Source organism: Streptomyces albiaxialis (assembly GCF_039530985.1).
GTDB lineage: Bacteria > Actinomycetota > Actinomycetes > Streptomycetales > Streptomycetaceae > Streptomyces > Streptomyces albiaxialis.
Genome location: NZ_BAAAPE010000022.1, coordinates 174188 through 201145, shown reverse-complemented (window position 1 = coordinate 201145; position 26958 = coordinate 174188). Strand labels below are relative to the sequence as shown.

Here is a 26958-nt window from a genome sequence, read left to right as displayed (position 1 = left end):
TGTGCGTCACCGGTTCAACAGGTGACGATTCTTGCCCCGTTCGGCGTCACCGGTCAAGATGGTGACGTGACCTCCGCCGAACCGACCTTCGCCTTTGTGAGCGGCAATCCCGCGCTGGACCTGGTGGCCACCGTCGAATCCCGCCGCGACGCGCCCAGGGATATGCTGGCCACCCCCGCCGACCTGGAGCGATGGGTCCAGCAGTGCGACGAGCTGCCGGACCGGGTGACCGCCGGGGCCGCCGGGCTCGACGCCGCGCTGACGCTCCGCGAGGCGCTCCACCGGCTCGCCCTCGACCGCGTGGAGGAGCGCCCCTTCACCCCGTCCGCGCTGGACGTCGTGAACGGCGCGGCGGCCCGGCCGCTGCCCACGGTCGAGCTGGGCGACGCGGGCCTGCGGCTGACCGGGGACCTGCGCTCCGCGCTGGCCCAGGTCGCGCGGGCCGGTGTCACCCTGCTCGCCGACCGCCGCGCGCCGGTGAAGGAGTGCGGCCGCCCGTCCTGCACCCGCCTCTACGTGGACCGTTCGCGCGGCGCCCGCCGTACGTGGTGCGGCATGGACGCCTGCGGAAACCGCGTCAAGGCGGCGGCGTACCGCGCCCGCAAGCAGGAGCGGGCGGCGCGGGACCGCTGACGTACTGGCGTACTGGCGTACCGGCGCTTCCGCCCGGTCAGGCGCCGTGGGGGAGTGGTGCGGCCGGGCTGACGAGGCCCTTCTCCCGCAGCTCGTGCCAGAAGGCGGCCGGGATGTTCTCGGCCAGGGCGGCGCTGTCCTCGGCGACCCGGTCCGGGCGCGTGGCGCCGGGGACGACGGCCGCCGCGACCGGGTGCGCGAGCGCGAACCGCAGGGCCGCGGCCTTGATGCCGACGCCGTGCTTCGCGGCCAGCGCCCTCAGCTTCCCGACGCGGGCGACGATCTCCGGCGGCGCCTGCCGGTACTCGTAGTGCGCGCCCCCGGCGAGCGCGCCCGAGCCGTACGGGCCGCCGACGACCATCTCGACGCCCTGCTCCTGGGCCATGGGCAGCAGCCGCTGGAGGGCGTGCCCGTGGTCGAGGAGGGTGTAGCGGCCCGCGAGGAGGAAACCGTCGGGCCGCGGCTCGTCGAGGGCGAGGGTCAGCTCGACGGGCTCGGTCCTGTTGACGCCCAGCCCCCAGGCCCTGATGACGCCCTCGTCGCGCAGCCGGGAGAGCACCCGGAAGGCCCCGGTGCGGGCCTCCTCGAACCTGCCGAGCCAGGCGTCGCCGTGGAAGTCCTGCGCGATGTCGTGGACCCAGACGATGTCGAGCCGGTCGGTGCCCAGCCGCTTGAGGCTGTCCTCGACCGACCGCTCGGTGGCCTCGGCGGTCCACGCGTGGAGCACCCTGTTCGGGTTGCCGTGCGCGAAGAGCCCGCTCTTCTCGCCGAGTTCGGGAACGCCGGTCTCCGGCTCGTCGAGGACGACGCGGCCGACCTTGGAGGAGAGGACGTAGGAGTCGCGGGGCCGGGCGGCCAGCACCTGGCCCAGCCGCTCCTCGGCGAGCCCGGCGCCGTAGAAGGGGGCGGTGTCGTAGTAGCGGACGCCGTGGTCCCAGGCGGCCTCGACGGTGGCGCGGGCCTCCTCGTCGGGGACCGCCCGGAACATGTTGCCGAGCGGCGCCGTGCCGAGGCCGAGGCGGCCGGGAAGGATTTCCTTGAGTGCCATGCGTGTGCCTTCGCGGGGGAGAAGAGCAGGCGCCACATCGCATGCGTACGCCTTTTACGCGGATCGACAATAATTGCACGCGCGGGTAATTGCAATGTCGGGCGCTCAGGCGCCGTCCCCGGCTTCGACCTCGGCCTCGGCCGCGATCCGGGCGAACTCGGCGCCCATGGCCTCCGCCAGCGCCTTGGCGGCCGACAGCGGGCGCACCATCACCCGGAAGTCGTCGATCCGGCCGTCCTCGTCGAGGTGCAGGAAGTCGCAGCCCTCGATCTCCAGGCCTGAGACCGTGGCCCGGAAGGCCAGCGCGTGATCGCGCCCGTCGCCGCCGGAGATCTCCCGGACGTAGCGGAAGTCCTCGAAGACGCGGGCGACGCCGCGCAGGATCGCGGCGGTGAGCGCCCTGCCCCGGTACGGCCTGAAGGCGACCGGGCTGGTGAACACCACGTCGTCGGCCAGCAGTTCCCCGATCGCCGCGTGATCCCCCGACTCCACGGCCGCGCGGAACGCCTCCATGTCCCTCACCTCTCCCTAGTAAATTTGTTGAGTAGGTGCGAATGAGACTAGTCGCATGCATTACCGTGGGGCCATGGCGCTACGCAACGCGGTGCTCGCCGCTCTCCTGGAGGGCGAGTCGTCCGGGTACGACCTGGCCAAGAGCTTCGACGCCTCGATCGCGAACTTCTGGATGGCCACCCCGCAGCAGCTCTACCGGGAGCTGGCCGGGATGGAGGCCGAGGGGCTGCTCGCCGCGCGCGTCGTGCGGCAGGAACGCAGGCCCGACAAGCGGGTGTTCTCGCTCACCGAGGCCGGGCGCGCGGCACTGCGGGAGTTCGTGGCCGAGCCGCCCCGGCCGGGCAGCGTCCGCGACGAACTGCTCGTCAAGGTCCAGGCGCTGGACGACCCCGAGGGCGACTCCGGCTCCGAGGCCGTCCGGGAGTTCGTCGAGGAGCGGGCCCGCTGGGCCCGCGGCAAGCTCGACCGCTATCGGCGGCTGCGCGACCGGCTGCTCGACGGCCGCTCCGAGGACGACCATCTGCGCGACGCCGAGCGCGTCGGGCCCTACCTCACGCTGCTGCGCGGCATCTCCTTCGAGGAGGAGAACCTGCGCTGGTGCGAACGCGTCCTGGCCGTCCTCGACGCGCGCGCCCGCGCCGCCCGCCCGGCGGACCGTACCTGACCGACCGGCCCCGGGAGGACCACGCATGAGCGACCACCGCCCTGACCACCGCCCCGACCGTCACCACCGTTACCGGCGCTATGTCGCCCTCGGCGACAGCCAGACCGAGGGCGTCGGCGACGGCGACGACACCACGGGGCTGCGCGGCTGGGCCGACCGCCTCGCCGAACGGCTCGCGGCCGCGAACCCCGGTCTCGGGTACGCGAATCTCGCCGTCCGCGGGCGGCTCGCCGGGCAGATCCACGCCCGGCAGCTCGCGCCCGCGCTGGAGCTGCGCCCGGACCTGGCCACCGTCGTGGCCGGGATGAACGACCTCATCCGGCCCGGCTTCGACGCCGACCGGGTCGCCGGTCATCTGGAGGCGATGTTCGCCGCCCTGACCGCCGCCGGGGCCCGGGTCGCCACGCTCACCTTCCCCGACGTCTCCCGCATCACCCCGCTCGCCCGCCCGCTGGCCCCTCGGGTGGCCGTCCTCAACGCCCGTATCCGCGCCGCCGCCCGCCGCCACGGCGTCCTCGTCGCCGAGACCCACGGCCACCCGGTCGTCGCCGACCCCCGGCTGTGGAGCGCCGACCGCCTCCACGCCAGCCCCCTCGGCCACCAGCGGATCGCCGACGCCGTCGCGCACGCCCTCGCCGTCCCCGGCGCCGACGACTCCTGGACCGCGCCGCTGCCGCCCGTACGCCCGCACGGGCCGCTCGACGCGACGGTCACGGAGCTGCGCTGGGCGGCGACCTTCCTCGGTCCCTGGGTCGGCCGCCGCCTCCGCGGCCGTTCCTCCGGCGATCTGCGCACCGCCAAGCGCCCGGAGCTGCTGCCGGTCACGGGGTGACCGGGGACCGCGCGCCGGCCCGCCCCCGTGTGTGGACCGACGCGCGGCACCAGTACCGGCCGGTACCGCACAGCCTCGCGAGGCGTACGGAGGGGCGGCAACACGCTTCACCCCTGCTCGAATCGTGCCGCTGCCGCCGGAGTCAGCCCTCGGGCCGCGCGGAACGGGCCAGGTTCTCCCGCAGCCAGTCGTGGCGGAACTGGTAGGCCGGTCCCGAGGCGCGGAGAAGATTGCGGCGCCGGGCGTCCTCGAAGAAGGACATCAGACGCACCGGAGTGCCCTCGCTGACCGAGAGCTGGACGGCGGTGAGGGCGGTGGCAACGCCCAGATTCCCGACCGGACCCGCCAGCAGGGAGGCCCAGAGCCCGGCCGTGGCACCGACCAGGACGCCGTCCCTGAACCCGTACTCGTGCGCTCCGAGCGAGCCGACGAGCACCGCGATCGCGACTCCCGTCAGGAGGCCGAGGATCAGCCTCAGCCCGATGTGGTGCCGCCACACGTCCCGAGGGCTGACCGCCCGGGTCTCCGTCACGGGGCGTCGGCTGAGGCTGTCCCTGAGGTCGTCGTACCCGGGCCCGGACCCGGTGCCGATGAGGGTCCCGAACACCAGCTTGTAGCCGCGGCCGCTCGCCAGCGTCGCGCTGAATCCGAGCGGGAGCGCGGCGAGGAAGGTGAGCCAGGCGGGCAGCGGGTCGTCCCCCAGCAGGTGGAAGGCGAGCCAGGAGGTGCTCCCCGAGAGGAGCCAGACGAAGACGCCCAGCGCGACGGCGCCGGGCGGGAAGATGTCGCGCCACCCGGCGCTCGGGAGCGGCTGCCGGTCGCTCAGATCCGCGTGGTGGCGGGCGGCCATGAAGCCCCCGCCGATCCCGCAGAGCGGCGCGAGCAGGCTTGCCCACAGCGGACCGGCCGTCGTCCACAGCATGAAGAGGCCGACCACCCCGTACAGCACACCCGTGAAGATCCCGACGGCGATCATCCGGGGGCGGCGCTCCGTCCAGGTGGGGATGTGCCACCAGCGCAGCTCGTGGTCGGTCTGGGACCGGGTGACCTGCGTGGCGAGGTAGCGCAGCGTCCGCTCGGCCGTCTCGGGCGAGTAGCGCGGGCGCGGACGTCTCGGTCTCGGGGTGTACGCGGCCCTGACCAACTGGCCGAGGAGGTGGTCCTGAAGGGAACGGGTGCTGGGGAAGCGGGCGGTGTCCAGCAGCTCGTCCACGGGACGGCCCTCGGCGCCCGCGTCGGTATAGACGTCGCGGAGCAGGCCGATCGCCAGCGGACTGGTGAGCGTCCCGGCCACCGTGCTGCCGGGTTCCTCCAGGAGCCTGCGGTTCAGCTCCTGCCAGCCGGACGGGGCCGGGTCCGGCAGAGGGTTCATGAGGTAGGCGCTGGCGTCCTCGGGGCACACCGGCTGGATCTCCAGCGCCGCCGCTCCGCTCAGCCGCTGCCGCCTGCCGGTGAGCGCCCTGGCCCGGGCGACGACCACGACGCGGAAACCGGCCTCCTCCAACGCGCTCAGCATGGCCGCGCGCTGCTTGCCGCCGACCTCGTCGAGCCCGTCCAGGAACAGCGAGATCCGGCCGTCCGCCAGCAGCTTCCTCGCCTGCGCGAGCCCTCCTCCGCTCCGGAAGACCGTGTACGTACGGGAGAGCCGGTCCGCCACCCAGTCGGCCGCGCTCTCCCGGTCCGGGTCCCAGCCGAACGGCGTGAGCATCACCGGTACGGGGATGCGGTCCCTGACGTCCGGCGCCGCCTCCGCGCGGTACTTGAGCGCCTCCCTGAGCAGCAGCACGGCGGCGGACGTCTTGCCCACCGCCGGCTCGCCCACGAGCAGCAGGCGGCCGGAGGCCAACCCGCCGTAGACCGCGTGCAGTTCGGGCAGGGTCCCGCCCCTGTGCAGCGCGTCGCGGGTCACCGCGGCCAGCCCGGGCAGGGGAGCGAAACGGGCGCGGCCGCCCTCGGCGGCGGTCGCCCCGTCGATCCGGCCCGCGACCCTGCGCCGGGTCACCTGCCACCGCACCGGCAGGGGCGCGGGCTCCAGGAGCCGCCGCAGCCCGGCCTCCTTGTCCCACTCCCGGCGCACGGCCTTGGCCAGGGAATCGGCCGCGACGTCCAGCGGGGAACGCGGGACGGCGGCCTGCTGCACCTGGACGAACTTGCGGATCAGCATGAACCCGGTGTTGGCCAGGCCGCCGTTGGTGGCGCTGGCGTTCCCGGTATGGCTCACATGAACCGCGTCGGAGGGCGTGCCGGGGTCCGTGCCCGACTCCGGGGCCGCGCCCGCTCCCGAGTCCGGGCCTGCGCCCGGGTCCGCGCCCGGGTCCGCTCCCGGATCCGGGCCCGTGCCCGGGTCCGCGTCGGCGGGTCCGGGGGCAGGGCGGCGACCGGGTAATCTCACCATCGGTCAGAACCTCTCCCGCGTGCCGTGACCCTGCCGGGCCCGGTCAGCTCAAGTCGATACCTGTGTTGGCGCTGCTGCCGGAGCCGTCCGACGTGGCGTCGCCGGTCCGCTCGACCCGCATGGGCCCGTTCCCGGCCTCGCGCGGGCCCCGCACGCCGGAGGACGCCCGGCCCCCGCCGGTCGCCTCGGCCTTGCCCGTATCGGTCACCACGATCCCGGGCTGCGGAGCGGCGGCCGGGGACTGCAGCAACGCCCAGACCAGCGCGGCGATACCCGTGCCGCCCTGGACCGACGCGGCGACCAACTGCCCGGTATCGGGGTCGCCCAGCAGCCAGAAGAACGGCGTCGACGCCGTCAGCACGACCGCGACCACCATGATCGTGATCTTCCTGCTCCGTGACATGCCCACTCCCCCTCACGCCCCCGCGCGGCCACCGGTTCCCACCGTACCCAGAGTTGAACACGGGGACGCGCCCGATCCGCGTCGCCGCGGAGCCGGAGTCCCGCGCGGCCGGAGCTGACCAGCGCCGGAACCTCCCGGTGAGCCGCTACCTCGGGATGCGCCGGGATGCCATGCCTGTCGATGACGCGGGGGTCGCCATCGCGGCCGACCTCACCGCCGAAACCGACACTCCGCACGCCCAGGCACCCACCTGAAGGCCGAGCTGGGGACCGGCGTATGCGTCGTCTGCGGCAGCAATCGCGCTCGCGGCGGCATCTATGACTACTGGGGCTGTCCCGTCGACGTGCTGGACCAGGCCCTCGCGGTCGTCAGGGCGCTACGAACCGGCTGACCCGCACGGCAGGCCCGCTCAGCGCGTCACCTCAGCGCTGCCCTTCCTGGCGGCGCATGCCAGGGTGAGCCGTTCGACGGCCTCCCAGAGTTCGCCCTCGCGCCGCTCGTCGTAGGACTCCTCCGACGAGCGGGCCGTACGGTCGCGGTCGACGTAGGAGCCGGTGGGCGCCTCGGTCGTGCCGAGGACGATGTCGGCGAGGTAGCGGCCCGCGGCGGCGCGGCTCGTGGCGAAGGGGGTGAGGGTCATGACGGGCAGGATGCGCCGCGTGGCGAACCGGGCGAGGGGCCCCGCGTTGCGGGTGAGGCCGGTGCCGGGGACGAACCCCGGGTTGTAGGCCACGGCGTCGATCCCGGCCGGCAGCCGGCGCGCGTACTCGTGCACCAGGTGGATCACGGCCAGCTTGCTCGTCGCGTACGCGGTACGCCCGGCGGCCGCGCTGTCCGGCCTGGGGAAGGCGCCGGTGCGTGCGAGGACGTCCGGGGATTTCCACGCCGGGCCGGGCACCATGCCCATGTTGTGCCGGAAGTCGCCGAAGTGGGTGTCGCTGGCGGTGGCGACGATGCGGGCGGGCGCGGTGAAGCGCTCCTGGAGCAGGCGCACGAACAGGTGGTTGGCGAGGACGTTGACCGTGAAGGTGGACTCGAACCCTTCGGGCCCCTGGGTGAGCGCGTTCGTGTACTGCATGCCGGCATTGCCCACGAAGCCGCGCAGCGGCGGGAGATCACCGCGCTCCAGCCGGTCACCGATCTCGTCGGCGGCCACGCGGACGCTCCCCAGCGAGCCGAGGTCCGCCTCCACGTACGTGACCGTGCCCCCGGCGGCGCCGAGTTGCGTGGCGAGCCGCGCGCCCGAGGCGCCGCGGGCGACGACGAGGAGGTGTGTGTCCGGCGACCGGCGCAGGATGTCCTCCGCGGCGACGCGCCCGATCCCACGGCTCGCGCCCGTCATCACGATGGTGTGCTGCATGGTGTTCTCCTCGACTCGTCGACCGACGCCCGGCTCGGGCACGTGTCCACGTTCGCCGCCCGTGCCGTGGCCAACCAGTGCTGCCGCCGTCACTAGGACCGGCAGTACCCAGGCTCATCCGGAACGGCGCTGCGAGGATGAACCCATGGTGTCCCCCGGCTCCGACTTCGCCGCGCTGCTGCGCGCCTGGCGCGACCGCCTGTCACCGGCCGACGCCGGTTTCCCCGCGACTCCCGGCCGCCGCGCTCCGGGATTGCGCCGCGAGGAGCTGGCACAGCTTGCCGGGCTCTCCGTCGACTACGTCCTGCGCCTGGAACAGCGGCGCGCGAAACATCCGTCGGCCCAGGTCGTCGGCGCCCTCGCGCGGGCCCTTCAGCTCTCCCGTGCCGAGCGCGACCAGCTCTACCGGAGCGCCGGGCTGCTGCCGCCCCAGGACGGGACGGTCAGCGTCCATGTGCCCGCCGGGATCCAGCGGCTCGCGGCGCGCCTGGGCGATGTTCCGATCGGGGTGTTCACCGCCGACTGGTCCCTGGTGTGGTGGAACGCCATGTGGAGCGCCCTGCACGGTGACCCCTCCGTCCTGCCCGTAGCGGAACGGAACCTCGCCCGCGCCCTCTTCGGCGACGGAGCCGCCCACGCCTCGCTCCGTCCCCTCCGGTCCGAGCGCGGACCGGACGCCTTCGCGGCGTCGATCGTCGCCGACCTCAAGGACGCGGTCTCCCGCTACCCGGGGGACGCGCGGCTCGCCCGGCTCGTGAGCGACCTGTGCGAGGCATCCGAGGCCTTCGCCCGTCGCTGGACCACGGCGACGGCCGCCGTCCAGCACACGAGCGAGCGCAAGACCATCCGGCATCCGGAGGTCGGCGACATCCTGCTCGACTGCGACGTCCTCCTCGTCCCCGGCGCCGACCTGCGCATGGTCACCTACACGGCGGCGACCGGAAGCGACGACGCGGGGAAACTGGACCTTCTCCGCGTCACAGGCCCCGGCGCCGCCGCCGTCCGCCTCTGACCCGCGAAAACGGCGACTGCGACCGCCTCCTGGAGGAGGATCTCCGATACCTCTTCGGGAGTCCCATGTGAGGCGCCGTCAGAGAGCCGTGCGGAGAGCGATGAGGGCTTGTCGGACGAGCCAGTACTCAGCCCGCTCGAAGGTCCACCCGTTGTCCTCGACGAGAGTGGAGAAGCCCGCGTAGCCGAAGAAGAACCAGAGAATGTCGGTGGCCTGCTGGACGGTCATGTCCGGGTGCAGGCCACCCGCCTGGCTCAGATGGGCCGCGACCGTGGCGACCGCGTCCCGGTAGCGGTCCGTGCCGAGGCGCAGTGCCTCGTCCGCCGCGGGGTTGTGGGGGGCGGTGGCCAGCACGACGCGCATGATGTCGCCGTAGTCCTGCCGCATCGACCGGACCACCCCGGCCGTGTACCGCAGGATCTCTTCCGGGTCGGTCATCCGGGACTGCCGCTCCAGCGTCTCGGCGACGATGGGCGCCTGGCTCCACAGGTCCGCCAGCGTGCGCAGCAGCCCCTGCTTGCCGCCGCCGACGGCGTACACGGTCGCGGGTGCCACCCGCGCCTGCTTGGCGATCTCCTCGACCGTGGTCGCGAAGTAGCCCTGACGTGCGTAGAGCTCACGGGCCGCGGCGACGATCGCGCTCCGGGTCGCTTCGGCGTATTCGGCCCGACGGGTCTTGGGGGGTTCGGTCACAGCCCCTCATCGTAGCCGTCCAACGATCGCCAGAGCCCACACCCGTTCATCAGAGGTAGGCTCTGACGAACACATGACCGCTCTGCCCGGCATTGCGTCGCCCTCCCGGCGGCCGAGATCCGCATCGAGGTGCCCATGACCGCGTCGACCGCTGACCCGACCACCGCGCTGACCGCAGCCCTGCGGCGCGCGATCCCCGCCGACCGGGTGCGGACCGCCGGTCCCGGTTACGAATCCGCCCGTGCCCTGTGGAACGGGGCGGTGACGGCACGGCCGCGCGTGATCGTGCACTGTGCCGGCCCGGTTGACGTACAGGCGGGGATACGCGCCGCGCGCGAGGCCGGCGTGCCGCTGTCGGTGCGCGGTGGCGGTCATGGCTGGGCCGGGAACGCGCTGGCCGACGGCGGCCTGACCCTGGATCTGTCCGGCATGCGCCAGGTGGACGTGGACCCGCGGACGCGGACAGCCCACGTCGCCGGTGGTGCGACCGCCGCCGATGTCGTCGGCGCCGCGCAGGCGTACGGCCTGGTCGCGGCGACCGGCACCGTCGGCACGGTCGGGATGGCGGGGCTGGCGCTCGGCGGCGGCTACGGTCCGCTGTCCGGCCGTCTCGGGCTCGCGGTGGACAGCGTGCTGTCCGTCGATGTCGTGCTGGCCGACGGCTCCTCGGTCACCGCCGACGCCGAGCACGAGCCCGAGCTGTTCTGGGCGCTACGCGGCGGAGGCGGCAACTTCGGCGCGGTCACCGGCATGCGCCTGCGGCTGCACGAGATCCCTGCTCTGCTGTCCGGCATGGTCATGTACCCCGCCACACAGGCCGATTCGGTGCTGGCCGGACTCGCCGCCCACGCACCGGCGGGCGGCCCGGACGAACTGACCGTGCAGAGCGGATTCGTCGCCGGGCCGGACGGGACGCCGGTGGTCTTCGTCGTGCCGACCTGGTGCGGTGAAGCGGAGGCGGGGGAACGCGCCATGGCACCGCTCGCCCGCCTCGGGGACCCGCTGTCGGCCCAGTTCGGCCCCACCACGCTCGCCGAGTCGCTGGCCGGGATCGACGCCATGTTCCCCGCCGGCCGGCACATCGAGATCACGACCCGTACCCTCGCCGCACTGACCCCCGAGATCCGCGCCGCGCTCGCCACCGGCGGCGGCGAGCTGACCTCGCCACTGTCGGCGCTCAGCCTGCACAGCCTGCACGGCGCCGCCACCCGGGTCCCCGCCGCCGACACGGCGTTCGGCGCGCGTGCCGCGCACCTCATGGCCGAGATCATCGCCATCTGGGAACCGGACGACCCCGCGCCCGCGAGGCACCGGTCCTGGGCCCGCGGGGTGTCACGGGCGCTGGCGCCCCACGCACTGCCGGGCGGTTACGCGAATCTGCTCCCGCCCGACGCGGCCGACCAGGCCGCGCACGCCTACGGCGCCAACGGCGCACGCCTGCTCGACGTCAAGCGCCGCTTCGACCCCGACGCCGTCTTCCACGCCATCCCGTTGCCGGGACCGCGCTGACGCGCTCGTCACGCCGTACAGAAGGGTAAGCCCGTGACAGCGCTGAAAGACGCGAATCACCTGGTCAGAGCACGTGCGCTCAGCACTCGATGACGTTCACCGCGAGCCCGCCGCGGGCCGTCTCCTTGTACTCGACCTTCACGTCAGCCGCCTCCCGGAGGAGCTTCGTGACCTGCGGTTTAAGGTCCAGCTTGGTGATCGGCAGTGTGGCCAGGGACTTCTCAGGGACTTTCCGCCCTGTGCCGCTCGGGGTGAGCCAGGAGTCCATGGCCGCGAGCCCACGCCTGCCTGCCTCCGGCATGAAGTGAGCGTAGTGGTCGAGCGTGTTGAGCCCTGGTGGTCGACCGCCGTGGCAACCGTGCCTGAGCCGGTGCCGTCGCTGGTCGGTCTTCTCGGGGATGGTGTGCGGGATGCCGCGTTTTCGCAGGTAGGCACGGAAGCCGCGGGAGCTGTAAGCCTTGTCTGCGATGACCTGGCCGGGCCTGCACCGGGGTCGGCCCAGGCCGGTGCGAGGAACTCGGCTCCGTTCCAGCAGGGGGCGTGCGCAGACGCAGTCGTGGCGTTGGCCGGGCGTCACCAGGATCGCGAGCGGGCGGCCCTTGCCGTCGCAGGCGAGGTGGATTTTGGTGGTCAGTCCGCCTCGGATCGGCCGAGGGCGTGATCGTCCGGTTCGTCCTGCTGCTGCCGCCCCTCTTTTCGGCCGGTGGCGGCGTGCTGGTGGGCACGGACGATGGTGGAGTCGATCTGGACCAGCCAGTTGATGTCACCGGCCGCGTCGGCGTGGGCCTGGATCTGCGGAAGCCCTCCGGATCGCGCAGCTCAGCGTGCCGAAGTCGAGCTGGTCGTAACCGCCGCTGTTCGGGCCGTAGTCCCGCCGTCCGGAATCTTCGGGTGACGGGCCTGGTCGCATGGCCTCGATGGCACTGCGATGCCCAGCTCGTCAGCGGTGGTTTCATCTGCGGCCACCGTGGCCACCGCCGCAGCTCGATTGCCACCTTGTCCCGCTGCCCGGCTGTCCCGCCGTGCCACGTCCCGCCGTCCCGCCGTCCCGCCGTCCTGCGGGACGGCGAGGTGGCCGCGGCCGGTCAGCCGATCGGCAACCTGCTCGGCGAGACGGACCCGTCCCGGACGCGGCTTCCGCCACCTGGTCAGTGGGAGGGTTCTGCGGCCGGATCGGCTGGGCGCTCGGCCGCTGCGTTCCGCCGCTGCGGCAGCTTCATCGCCGCGAAGCCGCCGAGGAGCATGAGGGCGGCGAGAGCGTACAGGGCGTCGCGTATGCCCTCGGTGGCGGCGGCCCGGAGTGTTGCCCCGGTCAGTCCGTCCAGGTTCCGGTTGGCGATGGCGACGAGTACTGCTAGTCCCGCGGCGGTTCCGAACTGAAGCGCGGTCGAAGCCACTCCGGAGGCCAGGCCCTGCTCGTGCTCCGGGACGCCGGTGCCCGTGGCGATCCACATGGCTTCGAAGGTGATGCCCATCCCCAGGCCCGCCACGACGATCCCGGCCAGGACGGTCTGGAAGGAGCCGTCGACGCGCGCGCCCCAGGCCAGCAGCACGGCGCCGGCCGCGTCGGCGGCGACGCCGACCAGCAGCGTGCGGCGCAGCTCGATGCGGCCGATGAGGCGCTCGCTGAGGAAGGCGCCCGCGGTGATCGCGAGGGTGGGGCCGAGGAAGGCCACCCCGGTCTGCAGGGCGCTGAATTCGAGGACTTGCTGGAAGTAGAGGGTCAGGAAGAACGGCACGGCCTGCATCGTCAGCCCGAAGGTGAGGATGAGTGCCACCCCGGCCGCCAAAGAGCGGTTGCGGAAGAGCCGCAGTGGCATCAGTGGCGTGCGGCTGCGGGCCTGGATGCGTACGAACGCGGCGAGCAGCGCGACGGCGAGACCGGCGGCGGTGAGGACGGCCGGCTCGGCCCAGCCGGATTCGGAGCCGTGGGCGACCGCGAAGATCAGCAGGATGGCACCTGCCGTGCCGGTGGCGGCGCCGGGCACATCGAGGGAGCCGCGCGCGGCCGGGCCGTCGGCGGGCAGCAGGGCGAAGGCGGCCGCGACTCCGGCGGCGGCCAGCGGAACGTTGACGTAGAACACTGCCTGCCACCCCAGTGCCTGGGTCAGGACACCGCCGGCCAGCGAGCCGATCGACAGCCCACCGGCCCCGGCCATGGCCCAGATCGTCAGGGCGCGGTTGCGTTCACGTCCTTCGGCGAAGGAGGTGTTGACCAGGGAGAGCACCGCGGGGAACAGAACCGCGCCGCCCATCCCCTGCAGGCCGCGGGCCGCCAGCAGCGGCGCCGGGGAGGTGGCCAGGCCCCCGACGACGGAGGCCAGGCCGTACAGGGACATGCCGAGCACGAACATCCGGCGGCGCCCCACCAGGTCGGCGAGACGTCCGCCGAGCAGCAGGAATCCCCCGTACAGCACAGCGTAGGCGGTGACCACCCATTGCTGGGAGTGGGCGGTGAACCCGGCCTCGGCGGCGATGTCGGGCAGGGCGACATAGATGATGGTGAAATCCAGGCTGATGATCAGGTGGCCGAGCGCCAGCAGCGCCAGGCTCCATCCCGGCCGCGGGCGGCGGAACCGGGTGTGGTGCGGGGACATAGGTGGGCCTTTCGTGGGTGGAGGTGCGGCGCGGCACGCGGCACCGTGACGGGGAGCGCCCGGCGGTCTGCCGGGTGGGGCGGTCCATGCGCCCGAACCGGTCGTACGGCGCGGCCGGTCCGGGCGGTGAACCCGCCCCGCCGCGTCAGGCGCGCGGGGCCAGCAGCTCGAACAGGCTGGAGAAGCCCTGGTCGCCGTGACCGTCCTTGATCCGGCGGTCCATCAGCTCCTTGACCTCCCGCATGCGCACGGCCTCCACGCCGACCGATTCCCGGTGGCCGATCAGGTCGTCCATCAGCGCGGCCTGGACGTTCAGCGAGCCCAGGTCCGGCCCGTACGCGCCGGTCGCGACGGCGTGTGCCATCGAGTTCAGCAGCGTCGGGAAGACGGCGAGGGAGGCGCCGAACCGCTCGGCGAAGGCGCTCACGTCGGAGCCCTCCGCGGCGACCAGCCGCAGGGTGTGCAGGAACCCGATGAGCAGTTCGTAGGAGGTGGCGACCTGGGCCATGAACTCCACGGCCGCCGCCCCGGCGTCCGCACCGTGGTAGGCGACGGTGCCCAACTCCCGCAGTACTGCCTCGTGTTCGGCGAAGGCGTCGGCGGAGCCGCTGAACGGGAACATCACCTGGGGCGTGCCGACATACGGCGGGTCGCCCATGATCTTGCCGTCGAGGTACTCGGCGCCGCGCTCGCGCGCCCAGCGCGCATACGACCGGGCCTGGGCCGGAGAGCCGCTGGTGAGATTGACGAGCGTCTTCCCGGCGATCGCCGTATCGACGGAGGCCAGCACCTCGTCCACGGCTGCCCTGTCCAGCACGCAGACCACCACCAGCGGGCTGGCGGCCGCCGCCTCGGCCGCGGAGCCGGCCTCCGCTGCGCCGACCTCGACCAGCGGGGTGCGGCGGCTCGCGGTCCGGTTCCACACCGTGGTGCGGTGCCCGGCGGCCAGGAAGGCCCGGGCTATCGCCGATCCCATCGCGCCCAGGCCGAGCACACTGACTGGGGTCGGGACGGCGGGGGCCGGGGTCGGGTCCGGGGCGGCGGGGGTGGTGTGGGCGGCTGTCATGATGCGTCCTTTCGCTTTCGCTGGAGATCGAAAAGGTCCGGCCGAGGTGTGCCGATTCATACGAAGAAGCTGTCGTGGCGGCGGAAGAACTCCTCTCGTTCTTCCTGCGAGAGGCCGCCCAGTTCGGTGACGCCCTCGAAGTAGTCCTCGCGGGGCGCGCCGGGGGCGAAGAGCATGAGCATGGAGGCGGGTTCGCCGGACTCGTTACGGAAGGCGTGCAGCCCGCCGACGGGGACGTAGAGGTAGTCGCCGGAGGTGGCGTCGATCCAGCGGCGCCCGTCGAACAGCCGCATGGTGCCGGACAGGATGAAGAACGACTCCGACATGGCCTTATGGAAGTGGGTGCTGGGGCCGGCGGACTCGGGTCCCATGTCGACGCGGTACAGGCCGTACTCGCCGCCGGTGGAGACGGTGGTGGACAGGTAGTGGTAGGCGGTGCCCTGCGCGACGGAGGGGCCGTCGGTGGCGACGGGCCGGGAGACGAAGTCGGGCGGGGCGCTCGCGGGCCGGTAGGCGGCGCTGATCTCGCCGTCCTGGCCGTGGTAGCGGGGCGGGGGGTAGGACACGGTCACTCCCTGGGGGTAGCGGGGCGTCATGGGCGTCCGGGGTGGCTGCCGGTTGGGCACGCCGCCGACTCACACCTCGCGGCGTCCCGCCGCGATGCGTGCGGCCAGGGCGTCGGTGAGCCGGTTCAGCAGGTCCGTGGTCGTCGGGTCGGTGACGGTGCCGTCGGCGTCCAGGCGCTCGTGGCAGTTGAAGACGGCCACTTCGGGCTTGGCCAGGGCCTCGGCGCCGATCGACGTCAGGATCTGGCGGAGCGCCAGTTGGCCGCGGGCCGAGCCGAACGCTCCCGGGGAGGCACCCGCGATGGCCGTGGGCATGCCCACGGCGATACCGCCGGCCGGCGGAGTGCTGATCCAGTCCAGGGCGTTCTTCAGGGCCGCGGGGACGGACGCGTTGTGCTCGGGCGTGACGATCAGCAGCCCGTCCGCAGCCGCCACGCGTCGGCGCAGCTCGGCGACTTCGTAGGGGGGCGCGTTGTTGTCGAGGTCCTCGTTGAACATCGGCAGGGTGCCCAGGTCCTCGTACGGCTCGATATCCAGGGCGCCGGAGCTGTGCTTGACGGCCGCGCGCAGCAGCGCGGTGTTGTACGAGTCGGCGCGCAGGCTGCCGGAGATCGCGAGAACCTTCGTGCGGTCGATTTCGGACATGGTGATCCACTCCTGAAGGGGTCGAAGAGGGCGCGCCGGTAGGCCCGGTGATGTGTGTGCGGGCATGCGGGACGCCGTCGGCGCGGCGGCGGAGTCCGGGCGTCGCGCCCGGCCCGGCGGGCTCGAACGATGTGAACTGTACAGATCAGTTCGCATGAACTCAACTGTTCAGTTCAATCGCTTGGTAGGATCTCCGGGATGAAGGAATCCACCACTCGGCGCAGGCCCTCCGGGGAACGCGCCTCCCACAAGCGAGCGGCGATCATCCGTGCGGCGCGCGAGCAGTTCCTCGGCCACGGCTTCGCCGTCGGCGTCGACCAGATCGCGGCCGAGGCGTGCGTGTCCAAGGTGACCGTCTACAACCACTTCGGCAGCAAGGAGGACCTGTTCGTCGAGGTCGTCGGCGACGCCCTGGAGGAGGCGCTGGGCGAGACCGCCCGCGCGATGAGCCGTCAGCAACCCGAAGCCGCCGATATCCGCGAGGTCCTGCTCGCCACCGCCCGCGGCTGGGTCGCCGGGATCGCCCAGGACGACGTGCTCGCCCTGCGCGCACTGATCGCCTCCGAGTCCCGCCGCTTTCCCCGCCTGGGCCGGGCCTGGCGCGAGCAGGGCCCCGAGCGGTTCGCCGAACCGCTCGCCGAGGCCCTGCAGGGCCTGGAGATCGAGGACATGGAGGTGGCGATCGAGCAGTTCTACGCCCTGGTGATCTACCCCCACATCGTCCACAGCGCCTACGGCGACGGCCTCTCCCCTGACCTGACGGAGCGCCTGGTCACACGGGGGGTGGAGATGTTCCTGGCGTACTACTCAGGCTGAGCTCGCAGAGATCCAGGGGCGTGACGGGTGGCAGGTCCCTGCGGTGCGACCGGCGTTCCCTTGCGGCAGCGCGATGAACAAGCGGAGTCCTTCGACGGTGAAGCCGTAGAGACCGAGTTGCCGTAGATACGTTGGCCTACGGTCCTTGGGATACGGGATGGGTTGGCGCGAGAACAGCAGGGCCTTGCTGTGGATACTGAGGACGACCTTGACCACATTGTGGTCGAGGACTGCACTGATGTCGGTCCGCTCGGAGTACGCGTTGACCGCAGCGGCGTTCCCGGACAGGTGTTGGAGTGCCTCGGAGACCGCGTCGATGGCGGCGGGGGCGATGAAGGGCTCGTCGCCTTGGACGTTGATGTATCCGTCCGCCGAGATCTTGTCGGCGCACTCCGCCACGCAGTCAGTGCCTGTGGGGTGAACTGAGGTCATCACGCAGGGGATGTCCAGCTGCCGGCAGGCGCGCTCGATTCGTTCGTCGTCGGTTGCCACGACGGTCTCGGTAAGGCGTTGCGCCTGTGTACACCGCTGGTAGACGTGCCATATGAGCGGCTTCCCGGCCAGGAGGGCGAGCGGCTTTCCGGGGAAGCGTGTGGAGCCCCAGCGGCAGGGGATCACTCCGATGTGCCGGGGCCTGGTCTGTTCATGAGGCTGGAGTGAGTCGGCCATGGTCAGCCTCCCTCTCCGAGGAGTGCTGTGGGCGGTAGGAGAGCGAGCTTGGCTCGGATCGTCGGCGCTGCGGCTTCGCTGAAGGGGCGCCATTCGTGGCCAGTGACCTCCTCGGTCTGGAGGGTCACGGCGTGCGGGTTGGTCAAGATGAATGGCCCCTGCGAAGAGGCATTCGGTGAGATCGACATCCGTGAGCACTAGGTGCGCTGCGTCCACCCCGCGCAGTGATGTGCGGCGCACCCGGGCTTCGACAGGCTGGGAGCGGTCGATGATGCTCACCGGGTATTCCATGAATGCCTCGGTCAGGTCAAGCACAGCGTGTCGCAACCGCAGCGTGCCTGTAGAAGACCACCGAGTTCGCCGACAGTGCAAGCGCCTCGCTGCCGCTTCGATGGCCACTGCGACCCCAAATTCCGCTTCGGAAACGTCTAAGGTCCCGCTACACACAAGGGGGCCTAAGCGCGTAGCCCTCTCAAAAACGGTTCTTTGGAACCAGGCATGGGTAAATCGTGCGCGGGGACCACGTTCCGAGACCGCCACCTAGGAGAGTCGGAGGGGGAGCAGCCCCGCGTGCGCGGGGACCACAGGGGGTGACCATAGGGTTTACGGCGACAGGTGGCGGGTTTTGACCCATAGCGCAAGTTCCGACATAGCTCTCCTATGGGGGTAGGCTTCTCGTCGCTGATACCGACTTCTTCGTGTCGGCGGCGTTTGACGGTCCTGTTCTGGGCCTGTTTCGAGGGAGGGCGTGAGGTGGATCTTCCCGGGGTTGGCGCTGCCAACGATCAGGTCACCGACCGGCCTGCAGGGACATCCCAGGGACTTCGCGGGGGACTTTCAGCTCTGTCACAGGGACTTCTGAGGGACATTCCGTCGTACAGAAGGGTAAGCCCGTGACAGCGCTGAAAGACGCGAATCACCTGGTCAGAGCACGTGCACTCAGCACTCGATGACGTTCACCGCGAGCCCGCCGCGGGCCGTCTCCTTGTACTTGACCTTCATGTCCGCCCCCGTCTCGCGCATCGTCTTGATGGCCTTGTCGAGGGAGACGTGGTGGCGGCCGTCGCCGCGCAGCGACATGCGGGCGGCCGTGACGGCCTTGACCGCGGCCATGCCGTTGCGCTCGATGCAGGGGATCTGGACGAGGCCGCCGACCGGGTCGCAGGTGAGGCCGAGGTTGTGCTCGATGCCGATCTCCGCGGCGTTCTCGACCTGTTCGGGGCTGCCGCCGAGGATCTCTGCGAGGCCGCCGGCGGCCATGGAGCAGGCGGAGCCGACCTCGCCCTGGCAGCCGACCTCGGCGCCGGAGATCGAGGCGTTCTCCTTGAAGAGCATGCCGATGGCGCCCGCCGCCAGCAGGAAGCGGACCACCGACTCGTCGTCCGTGCCGGGCACGAAGTTCGCGGCGTAGTGGAGGACGGCGGGGATGATGCCCGCCGCGCCGTTCGTGGGGGCCGTGACGACGCGGCCGCCCGCGGCGTTCTCCTCGTTCACGGCCATCGCGTAGAGCGTCGTCCACTCCATCGCGTGGGCCTCGGCGTGGCCCTCGGCGCGGAGCTGGCGGGCCGAAGTGGCCGCGCGGCGGCGGACCTTGAGGCCGCCGGGGAGGATGCCCTCCTGGGTGAGGCCGCGGGCGACGCAGTCGCGCATCACCTGCCAGATCTCCAGCAGGCCCTCGCGGATCTCGGTCTCGGTGCGCCAGGCCTTCTCGTTCTCCAGCATCAGCGCGGAGACGGACAGGCCGGTCTCGCGGGTGAGGCGCAGGAGTTCGTCGCCGGTGCGGAACGGGTGGCGCAGCACCGTGTCGTCCAGCACGATGCGGTCCTCGCCGACCGCGTCCTCGTCGACGACGAAGCCGCCGCCGACCGAGTAGTAGGTCTTCTCCAGGAGCGGGGTGCCGTCCGCGTCGTACGCGAAGAGGGTCATGCCGTTCGCGTGGTACGGGAGGGAGCGGCGGCGGTGCAGGACGAGCTGGCTCGGCTCGTGGAAGTCGATCTCGTGGGCGTCGCCTATCTCGGCGGCGAGGAGGCGCAGGCGGCCCGTCGAGCGGATCTCCGCGATCCGGTCGTCGGCCGTCTCGACGTCGACCGTACGGGGCGAGTTGCCCTCCAGGCCGAGCAGGACGGCCTTGGGGGTGCCGTGGCCGTGGCCGGTGGCGCCGAGGGAGCCGAAGAGTTCGGCCCGTACGGAGACGGTGTGCGCGAGCACGCCCTCGTTCTTGAGGCGCCGGGCGAACATCCGTGCCGCGCGCATCGGGCCGACGGTGTGCGAGCTGGACGGGCCGATCCCGACCGAGAAGAGGTCGAATACCGAAATGGCCATGGTGGCGGACTCCCTCGTCCGGGTGCGGGTGGTGCGGGGTGGTGCGGGAGGGGCGCCCCGAGAAGGCACGGGCGTGCGCGGGGCACCCCTCCTGGCGGCCCTGCGGCTACTTGCCGAGGCCCTCGTAGAGCGGGTACTTCTCCGTCAGCGCGGTGACGCGCGCCGACAGGGTCTTCGCCTTGGCCTCGTCGAAGTCCGGCAGCAGCGCCTCGGCGATGATGTCGGCGACCTCCGTGAAGTCCTCGTCCTGGAAGCCGCGGGTCGCGAGCGCCGGGGTGCCGACGCGCAGGCCCGAGGTGACCATCGGGGGACGGGGGTCGTTCGGCACCGCGTTGCGGTTGACGGTGATGCCGATCTCGTGGAGGCGGTCCTCGGCCTGCTGGCCGTCGAGCTCGCTGTTGCGCAGGTCGACGAGGACGAGGTGGACGTCCGTGCCGCCGGAGAGCACCGAGACGCCCGCGTCCACGGCGTCCTGGCGCAGCAGGCGCTCGGCGAGGATCTTGGCGCCGGAGAGCGTGCGCCGCTGGCGCTCCTTGAACTCCTCGGTCGCCGCGATCTTGAACGAGACGGCCTTCGCCGCGATGACATGCTCCAGCGGGCCGCCCTGCTGGCCGGGGAAGACCGCGGAGTTGATCTTCTTGGCGTACTCCTTCTTGGAGAGGATCACGCCGCCGCGCGGGCCGCCGAGCGTCTTGTGCGTGGTCGTCGTGACGACGTCCGCGTACGGCACGGGGGAGGGGTGCAGCCCCGCCGCGACGAGGCCCGCGAAGTGCGCCATGTCGACCATGAGCAGCGCGCCGACCTCGTCGGCGACCTTGCGGAACGCGGCGAAGTCGAGCTGGCGCGGGTACGCCGACCAGCCCGCGATGATCATCTGCGGGCGGTGCTCCCTGGCCAGCTCCGCGACCTGGTCCATGTCGACCTGGCCGGTCTCGGCGTCGACCTGGTAGGCGACGACGTTGTAGAGCTTGCCGGAGAAGTTGATCTTCATGCCGTGGGTGAGGTGCCCGCCGTGGGCCAGGTCCAGGCCCATGATCGTGTCGCCCGGCTTCAGCAGCGCGAACATCGCCGCCGCGTTGGCCTGGGCGCCCGAGTGCGGCTGGACGTTCGCGGCCTCGGCGCCGAACAGCTCCTTGATCCGGTCGCGGGCGAGCCGCTCGACGACGTCGACGTACTCGCAGCCGCCGTAGTAGCGGCGGCCGGGGTAGCCCTCGGCGTACTTGTTGGTGAGGACCGAGCCCTGGGCCTCCATGGCGGCGACCGCGGCGAAGTTCTCCGACGCGATCATTTCGAGGGTGGACTGCTGGCGGTGGAGCTCGGAGTCGACGGCGGCGGCGACGTCCGGGTCCACCTCGTGGAGGGAGCTGTTCAGAAGCGACATGGAACCATCCCGGAAAGGCGAGAGCGGGCAGGCGGCGGGTCGTGAGCGGGGCGCGCGGACCCCGGCTCGTGAGCGGGGCCCGGGGGCCCCGGCTCGTGAGTACCCCGGCGGACCTCAGTCACCCGAGGCGAACGCGGTGTACTCGTCGGCGGAGAGCAGGTCGTCCGGCACCTCGGAGACCTTGATCTTGAACAGCCATCCGCCCTCGAAGGGTTCGGAGTTCACCAGCGCCGGGTCGTCCACCACGTCCTGGTTGATCTCGGTGACCTCGCCCGACGCCGGGGAGTAGAGGTCGCTGACGGACTTGGTCGACTCCAGCTCGCCGCAGGTCTCGCCCGCGTCGACGGTGTCACCGACAGCCGGGAGCTGGACGAACACGACATCGCCGAGGGCGCCGGCGGCGTGCGCCGTGATGCCGACCGTCGCGACGCCGTCCGCGGCGTCGGTCAGCCACTCGTGCTCCTTGCTGTAGCGAAGCTGCTGGGGGTTGCTCATGGGGTGATTCTCCTGGATGTGTCGCGTTCGGCGAAAACGGGTCTTGGCTGGTGGGACGGAGGTCACGCTCTTGACAGAGCCGTGCCCCGCGTCTCCCTAACGCTTCCGTGAGTAGAAGGGGAGCGCCACGACCTCGTACGGCTCGTGGCTGCCCCGGATGTCGACGGCGACCCCCGGCGTGCCGGGCGCGGCGTGCGCCGCGTCCACGTACGCCATCGCGATCGGCTTGCCGAGCGTGGGGGAGGGGGCGCCCGAGGTGACCTCGCCGATCACCGAACCGTCGGCCGTGCTCACCACCGGATACCCGGCGCGCGGCACGCGGCGTCCCTCCGCGACGAGGCCGACCAGCTTGCGCGGCGGCGCCGTCTCGGCCCTGCGCGCGGCCTCCTCCAGGGGCGCGCGCCCCACGAAGCGGCCGTCGTTCGTGGTCTTCTCGAACTTCACGGTCCTGCCCAGGCCCGCGTCGAACGGTGTCAGCTCCGTCGACAGCTCGTGCCCGTACAGCGGCATGCCCGCCTCCAGGCGCAGCGTGTCCCGGCAGCTCAGCCCGCAGGGCACCAGCCCGACGCCCTCGCCCGCCTTCGTCAGCGCCTCCCACACGGCCACCGCGTCCTCCGGCGCGACGAACAGCTCGAAGCCGTCCTCGCCCGTGTATCCCGTACGGGCGATGAGCGCGCTCTTCCCCGCGACGGTGCCGGGCAGGCCCGCGTAGTACTTGAGGCCGTCGAGGTCCGCGTCGGTGAGGGACTTGAGGATGCCGGAGGCCTCCGGGCCCTGGACCGCGAGCAGCGCGTAGGCGTCGCGGTCGTCCGTCACGACGGCCTGGAAGTCCGGGTCGCGGGGGACGCGCGCGACCAGCGCGTCCAGCACGACCTGCGCGTTCGCCGCGTTGGCGACGACGAGGAAGCGCTCCGCCGCGGTGCGGTAGACGATCAGGTCGTCGAGGATGCCGCCGTCCTCGTCGCAGATCATCGTGTAGCGGGCGCGGCCGACCTTGAGGGCGCCGAGATTGCCGATGAGCGCGTAGTCCAGGAAGTCCCCGGCCCGGGCGCCGGTGATGGTGATCTCGCCCATGTGGGAGAGGTCGAACAGCCCGGCGCGGGTACGGACGGCGAGGTGCTCCTCGCGCTCGCTCCCGTACCGCAGCGGCATGTCCCAGCCCGCGAAGTCCGTCATCGTGGCGCCGAGCGCGCGATGCGTGGCGTCGAGGGCTGTCTTACGGGGGATATGGGGCTCAGTCATCTTCAGGCTCCAGGCTTGTGACGCGGATGTCCTCCCCATCTGTCATCGGAACCTGAGAGGTTCGCCGGAAGCGCTGGCTGCCCGGCTTGCACCTTGGGTGGAGCCGCACCGCCGGATGGCGGAGGGCTCGCTTTTCAGATCTGCCTCACCCTGCGCGGTATCGGGGCCTGAGAGATTCAAGGGAGGATCTTGCTCCTTCGGCGCCCCGGCGACCCGGTCTGCGACCGGCTTCCGAGGACTCTCCCGCGCGGGCTCGAACGGCCTGTATGGAGTTGGCCCGCACATCATTGCACGGGGGATAGCCCCCCGGAAGACGCAGCATCGCACGGGGCCGCCGCGCCCGACTGCCCCTGTTGGGCGGGCAATCACCTTGAATCGCATTACCTTTTCTTGACACTCTCTGAGGAGCGGCGGCGGAGCTGCCGCCTCCGGGAGGGGTGATCTGTGGGCAGCCTGCGCGACCTGCGGGGGACGGCGGCCGGAGGCGTTCTGCGCTATCCGGACGGCGATGTGGTGGTGGTCTCCGGGCTCCCCGGCAGCGGCAAGTCGACGCTGATCCGGCGGACGGTGCCCGTACGCGGCGGGGCGTACGGGGTGATCAGCGTCGACTCCCAGGACACCCGCGAGCGCTGGGAGCGGGCCCTGCCGTCCTGGCTGCCGTACGGGGCGTACCGCCCGCTGGCGCGGATCGCGCACTACGCGGGCCTGCGGCGGGCCCTGGCCTCCGGCGCCGGCGTGGTGGTGCACGACTGCGGGACGCAGAGCTGGGTGCGGCGCTGGCTGGCCGCCGACGCGCGGCGGCGCGGCCGCGCCCTGCACCTGCTGCTGCTCGACGTCCCGCCCGAGACGGCGCTCGCCGGGCAGGCGGCGCGCGGCCGGGGCGTGTCCGGGTACGCGTTCCGCCGTCACCTGCGTGCCGTGCGCAGGCTCACCGCCGACGCGGAGGAGGACAGGCTGCCGCGCGGCACGGACACCGCCGTCCTGCTGGACCGGGCCGCGGCCGAGGCGCTGAGCGGGATGGTCTTCGCCCCGGTCCCCGAGGGGCTGCGCACGCGCACGGTCCCGTCCCCGGGACGAGGGGACGGGACCGTGCGCGGGGACAGCGGGGGCCGCGTCAGCGCGGCCCCCGGTGTCAGCGACCCTCTGCCGGGGTGACCGGCGAGGCGGGGGCCGCCGGGTTCGCGGGCGCGGCGGGCTGCGCGGGGGTCTGCGGGTTCTGCTGACCCTGCGGGGCCTGGGGGACCTGCGGGTTCTGGGGCTGCTGGCCCGTCTGCGGGGTCTGGGGGTTCTGCGGGGCCTGCGGCTGCGTGGCGTCCTGCGGCTTCTGCGGGTTCTGCGGCTTCTGCGCGTTCTGGGGCTTCTGCGGCTTCTTCGCCTCCTGGGGCTTCTTGGCCTCCTGGGGCTTCTTCGCCTCCTGCGGCTTCTTCGCGGCCTGCGGGGTCTTCGGGACCTTGGCGAGACCCTTGAGGTCGGCGGCCGGGAGCTTGCTGTTGGCGTTCGCCGCGGCGATCACGTTCACCGTGCTGAGCAGCGTCTTCTCCGCGGCGGCGCGGGTCTTGCGCGCGTCACCGGCGGCCGACGCCTTCAGCAGCTCGGCGGAGCTGGCCTGGAGCTGGGCCGCGGCCTTCGTGGTCAGCTCGGCGGCGGGCAGCGGGCGGGCCTTGGCGGCCTTCGGCGCGATCGACGTGCGCAGCTCGCGGAGCGCCTTGGCGATGCGGTGGGCGTGCTGCTGGGCACGGAACGGGGCGAGCTTGCCGTCCTTCGCCTGCGAGACGTCGCTGAGCACCCGGCCGACGGCGTCGCTCACGGCGGCCGTGTCCTGGAGCGTCTCGGCCTGCTGCGCGAGCTGCTGCTGCTTCGGGGCGACGGGCGCGGGCTTCGGCTCGGCCTTGTGGGCGGGGCCGTGGTCGGCGGTGGCGACGCCCGCGAGACCGAGGGCGAGCGAGCCCGCGAGCGCGGTGACGGCGACGGCGGTGATGCGATTGACGTGCATGGGGGGATTCCTCCAGTGAGCGTGCTCGTAAGCACATAAGTGGGACGTTCACCACCTTTCGGGCCTCGCGTGCGCTCCGCAACCGGAGAGTCGCCGTACGTGAGCAACCGGGTTATGCCCCTCTCCCTCACCGTTCCGCCATCCGTGTCACCCGGATGCACGGATAGGCTGGTCGGCATGACCTTTCCGCAGCAGTACGGGCCGGGCCATGGCGGGGGATGGCCGGGTAACGAGTTGGAGGAAACCCTCGCGGCCTCCCTCGACGTGCCCGGAGCCGGTGCCCGGCTGCTGGAGGTCCTGCGGCGCAGCAGTCTGTGGGTGCCGCTGCCCGAGGGCGGCGGCCCGGAGAGCAGGGATCTCGCGCTGCCGACCGTCGAGTTGGGCGGCGCGGCCTATGTCCCCGTCTTCAGCTCGGAGCAGCAGTTCCTCCAGGTCGCGGGCTCCCATATGTCGTTCACCATCGCGCCCGCGCGGGAGTTCGCGCGCGGGCTGCCGCCCCAGGTGGGCCTCGCGGTGAACCCGGAGGGGACGGTCGGGGTGCCGCTGCCCCCCGAGGCCGTCGCCGAGCTGTGCGAGAACACCTCGTCCGAGCAGGCCGTGACCGGCGTGGCGCGCGGCGCCCGCGTCCGCCTCTTCGAGCCGGACTGGCAGGACGACCCGGTCGACTTCCTCGCCGCGGTCTCCGCCGAGTTCGCCGCACTCGGGGCCGTACGGACCGCGCGGCGGGCCCTGGCCAGCTCCGAGGGCGAGCCGCCCGCGCTCTTCATCGGCATCGAACTCGACCTGCTCGACCCGGAGTCGAGGCAGGCGGCCCATGACGCGCTCGGCCGCGCGCTGGGCACGCACTCGGTGAAGTGGCCCGTGCAGATGGTGCTGCTCGACGCGGCGCGCGATCCGGTGGTGGACTGGATGCGCGAGTGCGTCCGTCCCTTCTACGCGCGCCAGGAGTGAGGACGGGGGAAATCGGCGGGGGAACGCGGGGGAAAGTCGCGAAGTCGGGCTGAGGGACGAGGACCGATGTCGTGCCCGGGACCTAAGCTGGTTGGATGACGGCGGGGCGCACAGGCGTGCCCGGCGCACATGACCGGCGGGCCGGGCGCCAGGGGTGTACGGCACAGGTAAGGGAAGGGCGGCCCAGGTGAGCGCGGGTGGAAGCGTCGAGCAGCTCCTGCGGCAGGTGTCGCCGGGCCGGAGCGACACCTACGAGACCTATGAGTCCCTGCTGCGCGCCCTCGCCGAGAGCCGGCTCTGGATGCTGCTGTGGAACGGGCAGGCCGGGTCCCCCGACGCGCAGTACGGAAACATGGAGGTCGGCGGGTACGGATACGCGCCGTGCGTGACCTCCGCCCAGGAGCTGGCCGCCTCGGGGTGGAACAGGGCGCACGAGGTCGTCTCCGGCCGTGACATCGCCGCCGCCCTCTTCCCCGACCGCTGGGGCATCTGGCTCAATCCGCACACCCCCGGCGGCGGCATCGGCATCCCGTGGCTCGACCTGCGGCGGATCGCCGCCGGGCTCGACCGGCTGCCGGCCGGTCCGCTGCGGATCTCCGAACCGTCCCTGGAGATCCCGCAGTTCTACGCGCTGCTGACGCAGAACGCGCACCACACCCCCGCCGTCCGCTCGATGCGCCGCGCCTGGGTGCACCCCGCGCTGGGCGTCCCGTACCTCGCCATCGGCCTGGAGCTGTACGACACCGCTCCGCACTCGGTCGAGGCCGCGCGGCAGATGATGCGGCAGTCGATCTCGGCGGTGCCGGACGGCCTGCCCGTCTCCAGCGTCGCCATGTCGGACGATTACGACCCGGTGGCGATGTGGCTGCGCAGCCAGTCCCGCCCCTTCTTCGACCGCGACGCCCAGGGGGTTGCCGCGGCCCCGGGGTTCGGGTACGGGTACCCGCGCGCACGCTGAGGGCGATCCGCCCCTTTTGTGCCGCTTTGCCGCGGCGTCGCGTTCCTCCCCCGAGGCGGGGAATTCCTGGCCGGATTTCGGCCACGTGCAGACGGATCAGAACGGGACAAATCGAGCGCCCCGACACCGCTCAACGTCAACTTTCGTCCGCATAACGGAACATGACGCGTCACATCACAGTTGCGCATCCTTTCC

At 72.2% G+C, this 26958-nt stretch carries 28 protein-coding genes, 1 pseudogene and 1 riboswitch; of the genes and pseudogenes, 11 read left to right on the top strand and 18 right to left on the bottom strand.

What is annotated here, in order from left to right:
• Positions 1-66: 66 nt before the first annotated feature.
• Positions 67-633 carry a CGNR zinc finger domain-containing protein gene (locus ABD343_RS35845; RefSeq protein ID WP_344534348.1) on the top strand — a complete coding sequence of 189 codons (567 nt, stop codon included), beginning with the start codon at positions 67-69 and terminating at the stop codon, positions 631-633.
• 37 nt (positions 634-670) lie between these two features.
• Here the strand turns inward: ABD343_RS35845 and ABD343_RS35840 are convergent, their stop codons facing one another.
• Both ABD343_RS35840 and ABD343_RS35835 read right to left on the bottom strand, forming a co-directional pair.
• Positions 671-1681 (bottom strand): aldo/keto reductase, encoded by a 1011-nt coding sequence (locus tag ABD343_RS35840; RefSeq protein ID WP_344534347.1) that lies wholly within the window; start codon positions 1679-1681, stop codon positions 671-673.
• 105 nt (positions 1682-1786) lie between these two features.
• Entirely contained in the window at positions 1787-2194 is a 408-nt protein-coding gene (locus ABD343_RS35835; RefSeq protein WP_344534346.1) for a nuclear transport factor 2 family protein, read from the bottom strand.
• Between the two features lie 73 nt (positions 2195-2267).
• On the opposite strand from ABD343_RS35835, the gene ABD343_RS35830 reads away from it, so the two are divergent.
• Both ABD343_RS35830 and ABD343_RS35825 read left to right on the top strand, forming a co-directional pair.
• Complete coding sequence (locus ABD343_RS35830; RefSeq protein ID WP_344534345.1) at positions 2268-2858, top strand: PadR family transcriptional regulator; 591 nt, start codon at positions 2268-2270, stop codon at positions 2856-2858.
• Between the two features lie 25 nt (positions 2859-2883).
• Positions 2884-3690 carry an SGNH/GDSL hydrolase family protein gene (locus tag ABD343_RS35825; RefSeq protein ID WP_344534343.1) on the top strand — a complete coding sequence of 269 codons (807 nt, stop codon included), beginning with the start codon at positions 2884-2886 and terminating at the stop codon, positions 3688-3690.
• A 142-nt stretch (positions 3691-3832) separates the two neighbouring features.
• On the opposite strand, the gene ABD343_RS35820 is transcribed toward ABD343_RS35825, so the two are convergent.
• Both ABD343_RS35820 and ABD343_RS35815 read right to left on the bottom strand, forming a co-directional pair.
• The gene (locus ABD343_RS35820; protein WP_344534341.1) at positions 3833-5911 is read right to left on the bottom strand and encodes a hypothetical protein; all 2079 of its coding nucleotides are present in this window, start codon (positions 5909-5911) and stop codon (positions 3833-3835) included.
• A gap of 217 nt (positions 5912-6128) precedes the next feature.
• Positions 6129-6488, bottom strand: a complete 360-nt coding sequence (locus ABD343_RS35815; RefSeq protein ID WP_344534339.1) for a hypothetical protein — start codon at positions 6486-6488, stop codon at positions 6129-6131.
• Between the two features lie 53 nt (positions 6489-6541).
• On the opposite strand from ABD343_RS35815, the gene ABD343_RS35810 reads away from it, so the two are divergent.
• Together ABD343_RS35810 and ABD343_RS35805 are read left to right on the top strand one after the other, a co-directional pair.
• Positions 6542-6742: a hypothetical protein gene (locus ABD343_RS35810; protein WP_344534337.1), complete on the top strand. Its 201-nt coding sequence runs from the start codon at positions 6542-6544 to the stop codon at positions 6740-6742.
• On the top strand, positions 6739-6879 hold the full coding sequence (locus ABD343_RS35805; RefSeq protein ID WP_344534499.1) for a DUF6196 family protein: 141 nt from the start codon (positions 6739-6741) through the stop codon (positions 6877-6879). The genes ABD343_RS35810 and ABD343_RS35805 overlap by 4 nt, the downstream gene beginning before the upstream one ends.
• A gap of 18 nt (positions 6880-6897) precedes the next feature.
• Here ABD343_RS35805 and ABD343_RS35800 read toward each other — a convergent pair whose 3' ends face one another.
• Positions 6898-7848 carry an SDR family NAD(P)-dependent oxidoreductase gene (locus ABD343_RS35800; RefSeq protein WP_344534336.1) on the bottom strand — a complete coding sequence of 317 codons (951 nt, stop codon included), beginning with the start codon at positions 7846-7848 and terminating at the stop codon, positions 6898-6900.
• A gap of 145 nt (positions 7849-7993) precedes the next feature.
• Between ABD343_RS35800 and ABD343_RS35795 the strand changes: the two genes are divergently transcribed.
• On the top strand, positions 7994-8860 hold the full coding sequence (locus tag ABD343_RS35795; protein WP_344534334.1) for a helix-turn-helix transcriptional regulator: 867 nt from the start codon (positions 7994-7996) through the stop codon (positions 8858-8860).
• A 78-nt stretch (positions 8861-8938) separates the two neighbouring features.
• On the opposite strand, the gene ABD343_RS35790 is transcribed toward ABD343_RS35795, so the two are convergent.
• On the bottom strand, positions 8939-9553 hold the full coding sequence (locus ABD343_RS35790; protein ID WP_344534332.1) for a TetR/AcrR family transcriptional regulator: 615 nt from the start codon (positions 9551-9553) through the stop codon (positions 8939-8941).
• Positions 9554-9688: 135 nt separating this feature from the next.
• On the opposite strand from ABD343_RS35790, the gene ABD343_RS35785 reads away from it, so the two are divergent.
• On the top strand, positions 9689-11062 hold the full coding sequence (locus tag ABD343_RS35785) for an FAD-binding oxidoreductase (RefSeq protein WP_344534330.1): 1374 nt from the start codon (positions 9689-9691) through the stop codon (positions 11060-11062).
• 79 nt (positions 11063-11141) lie between these two features.
• On the opposite strand, the gene ABD343_RS35780 is transcribed toward ABD343_RS35785, so the two are convergent.
• The 6 genes and pseudogenes from ABD343_RS35780 to ABD343_RS35755 form a co-directional block, all read right to left on the bottom strand.
• Positions 11142-11363, bottom strand: coding sequence for a hypothetical protein (locus ABD343_RS35780; RefSeq protein WP_344534328.1), 222 nt, complete (start codon positions 11361-11363; stop codon positions 11142-11144).
• A gap of 75 nt (positions 11364-11438) precedes the next feature.
• Positions 11439-11684, bottom strand: a pseudogene (locus tag ABD343_RS41080) (transposase); the annotation flags it as partial.
• Between the two features lie 526 nt (positions 11685-12210).
• A complete protein-coding gene (locus ABD343_RS35770; RefSeq protein WP_344534326.1) occupies positions 12211-13659 on the bottom strand; it encodes an MFS transporter in 1449 nt (482 codons plus the stop codon).
• 145 nt (positions 13660-13804) lie between these two features.
• A complete protein-coding gene (locus ABD343_RS35765) occupies positions 13805-14725 on the bottom strand; it encodes an NAD(P)-dependent oxidoreductase (protein ID WP_344534325.1) in 921 nt (306 codons plus the stop codon).
• 56 nt (positions 14726-14781) lie between these two features.
• Positions 14782-15291, bottom strand: a complete 510-nt coding sequence (locus tag ABD343_RS35760; RefSeq protein ID WP_344534323.1) for a cupin domain-containing protein — start codon at positions 15289-15291, stop codon at positions 14782-14784.
• 69 nt (positions 15292-15360) lie between these two features.
• The gene (locus ABD343_RS35755) at positions 15361-15936 is read right to left on the bottom strand and encodes an NADPH-dependent FMN reductase (protein ID WP_344534321.1); all 576 of its coding nucleotides are present in this window, start codon (positions 15934-15936) and stop codon (positions 15361-15363) included.
• A gap of 198 nt (positions 15937-16134) precedes the next feature.
• Between ABD343_RS35755 and ABD343_RS35750 the strand changes: the two genes are divergently transcribed.
• On the top strand, positions 16135-16752 hold the full coding sequence (locus tag ABD343_RS35750) for a TetR/AcrR family transcriptional regulator (protein ID WP_344534319.1): 618 nt from the start codon (positions 16135-16137) through the stop codon (positions 16750-16752).
• On the opposite strand, the gene ABD343_RS35745 is transcribed toward ABD343_RS35750, so the two are convergent.
• The 5 genes from ABD343_RS35745 to gcvT all read right to left on the bottom strand — a co-directional run bounded on the left by ABD343_RS35745 (position 16744) and on the right by gcvT (position 22861).
• Positions 16744-17421 carry a 3-deoxy-manno-octulosonate cytidylyltransferase gene (locus ABD343_RS35745; RefSeq protein WP_344534317.1) on the bottom strand — a complete coding sequence of 226 codons (678 nt, stop codon included), beginning with the start codon at positions 17419-17421 and terminating at the stop codon, positions 16744-16746. The genes ABD343_RS35750 and ABD343_RS35745 overlap by 9 nt on opposite strands.
• Before the next feature lie 939 nt (positions 17422-18360).
• Positions 18361-19743, bottom strand: a complete 1383-nt coding sequence (locus ABD343_RS35740; protein ID WP_344534315.1) for an L-serine ammonia-lyase — start codon at positions 19741-19743, stop codon at positions 18361-18363.
• A gap of 106 nt (positions 19744-19849) precedes the next feature.
• Complete coding sequence (gene glyA / locus ABD343_RS35735; protein WP_344534313.1) at positions 19850-21124, bottom strand: serine hydroxymethyltransferase; 1275 nt, start codon at positions 21122-21124, stop codon at positions 19850-19852.
• 114 nt (positions 21125-21238) lie between these two features.
• Positions 21239-21619 (bottom strand): glycine cleavage system protein GcvH, encoded by a 381-nt coding sequence (gcvH, locus tag ABD343_RS35730; RefSeq protein WP_344534311.1) that lies wholly within the window; start codon positions 21617-21619, stop codon positions 21239-21241.
• Between the two features lie 96 nt (positions 21620-21715).
• A complete protein-coding gene (gcvT, locus tag ABD343_RS35725; protein WP_344534309.1) occupies positions 21716-22861 on the bottom strand; it encodes a glycine cleavage system aminomethyltransferase GcvT in 1146 nt (381 codons plus the stop codon).
• Positions 22862-23006: 145 nt separating this feature from the next.
• Positions 23007-23117: riboswitch (glycine riboswitch) on the bottom strand.
• Positions 23118-23305: 188 nt separating this feature from the next.
• Between gcvT and ABD343_RS35720 the strand changes: the two genes are divergently transcribed.
• Positions 23306-24016 carry an AAA family ATPase gene (locus ABD343_RS35720; RefSeq protein ID WP_344534307.1) on the top strand — a complete coding sequence of 237 codons (711 nt, stop codon included), beginning with the start codon at positions 23306-23308 and terminating at the stop codon, positions 24014-24016.
• On the opposite strand, the gene ABD343_RS35715 is transcribed toward ABD343_RS35720, so the two are convergent.
• Positions 23994-24854 carry a hypothetical protein gene (locus tag ABD343_RS35715; protein WP_344534305.1) on the bottom strand — a complete coding sequence of 287 codons (861 nt, stop codon included), beginning with the start codon at positions 24852-24854 and terminating at the stop codon, positions 23994-23996. The two genes, ABD343_RS35720 and ABD343_RS35715, sit on opposite strands and share 23 nt — an antisense overlap.
• 177 nt (positions 24855-25031) lie before the next feature.
• Here ABD343_RS35715 and ABD343_RS35710 point away from each other — a divergent pair, with 177 nt between their 5' ends.
• Together ABD343_RS35710 and ABD343_RS35705 are read left to right on the top strand one after the other, a co-directional pair.
• Positions 25032-25805, top strand: a complete 774-nt coding sequence (locus ABD343_RS35710) for an enhanced serine sensitivity protein SseB (RefSeq protein ID WP_344534304.1) — start codon at positions 25032-25034, stop codon at positions 25803-25805.
• Positions 25806-25992: 187 nt separating this feature from the next.
• Complete coding sequence (locus ABD343_RS35705) at positions 25993-26763, top strand: enhanced serine sensitivity protein SseB C-terminal domain-containing protein (protein ID WP_344534303.1); 771 nt, start codon at positions 25993-25995, stop codon at positions 26761-26763.
• Positions 26764-26958: the final 195 nt, after the last annotated feature.

Bases quoted from the DNA above. Each gene is read 5' to 3' on its own strand.
- ABD343_RS35755 (WP_344534321.1), bottom strand. From the start codon at position 15,936: ATGTCCGAAATCGACCGCACGAAGGTTCTCGCGATCTCCGGCAGCCTG.
- ABD343_RS35780 (WP_344534328.1), bottom strand. From the start codon at position 11,363: ATGCCGGAGGCAGGCAGGCGTGGGCTCGCGGCCATGGACTCCTGGCTC.
- ABD343_RS35800 (WP_344534336.1), bottom strand. From the start codon at position 7,848: ATGCAGCACACCATCGTGATGACGGGCGCGAGCCGTGGGATCGGGCGC.
- gcvH (WP_344534311.1), bottom strand. From the start codon at position 21,619: ATGAGCAACCCCCAGCAGCTTCGCTACAGCAAGGAGCACGAGTGGCTG.
- ABD343_RS35830 (WP_344534345.1), top strand. From the start codon at position 2,268: ATGGCGCTACGCAACGCGGTGCTCGCCGCTCTCCTGGAGGGCGAGTCG.
- ABD343_RS35765 (WP_344534325.1), bottom strand. From the start codon at position 14,725: ATGACAGCCGCCCACACCACCCCCGCCGCCCCGGACCCGACCCCGGCC.
- gcvT (WP_344534309.1), bottom strand. From the start codon at position 22,861: ATGACTGAGCCCCATATCCCCCGTAAGACAGCCCTCGACGCCACGCAT.
- ABD343_RS35740 (WP_344534315.1), bottom strand. From the start codon at position 19,743: ATGGCCATTTCGGTATTCGACCTCTTCTCGGTCGGGATCGGCCCGTCC.
- ABD343_RS35785 (WP_344534330.1), top strand. From the start codon at position 9,689: ATGACCGCGTCGACCGCTGACCCGACCACCGCGCTGACCGCAGCCCTG.
- ABD343_RS35815 (WP_344534339.1), bottom strand. From the start codon at position 6,488: ATGTCACGGAGCAGGAAGATCACGATCATGGTGGTCGCGGTCGTGCTG.
- glyA (WP_344534313.1), bottom strand. From the start codon at position 21,124: ATGTCGCTTCTGAACAGCTCCCTCCACGAGGTGGACCCGGACGTCGCC.
- ABD343_RS35840 (WP_344534347.1), bottom strand. From the start codon at position 1,681: ATGGCACTCAAGGAAATCCTTCCCGGCCGCCTCGGCCTCGGCACGGCG.
- ABD343_RS35710 (WP_344534304.1), top strand. From the start codon at position 25,032: ATGACCTTTCCGCAGCAGTACGGGCCGGGCCATGGCGGGGGATGGCCG.
- ABD343_RS35770 (WP_344534326.1), bottom strand. From the start codon at position 13,659: ATGTCCCCGCACCACACCCGGTTCCGCCGCCCGCGGCCGGGATGGAGC.
- ABD343_RS35835 (WP_344534346.1), bottom strand. From the start codon at position 2,194: ATGGAGGCGTTCCGCGCGGCCGTGGAGTCGGGGGATCACGCGGCGATC.
- ABD343_RS35825 (WP_344534343.1), top strand. From the start codon at position 2,884: ATGAGCGACCACCGCCCTGACCACCGCCCCGACCGTCACCACCGTTAC.
- ABD343_RS35745 (WP_344534317.1), bottom strand. From the start codon at position 17,421: ATGGCCGACTCACTCCAGCCTCATGAACAGACCAGGCCCCGGCACATC.
- ABD343_RS35715 (WP_344534305.1), bottom strand. From the start codon at position 24,854: ATGCACGTCAATCGCATCACCGCCGTCGCCGTCACCGCGCTCGCGGGC.
- ABD343_RS35750 (WP_344534319.1), top strand. From the start codon at position 16,135: ATGAAGGAATCCACCACTCGGCGCAGGCCCTCCGGGGAACGCGCCTCC.
- ABD343_RS35795 (WP_344534334.1), top strand. From the start codon at position 7,994: ATGGTGTCCCCCGGCTCCGACTTCGCCGCGCTGCTGCGCGCCTGGCGC.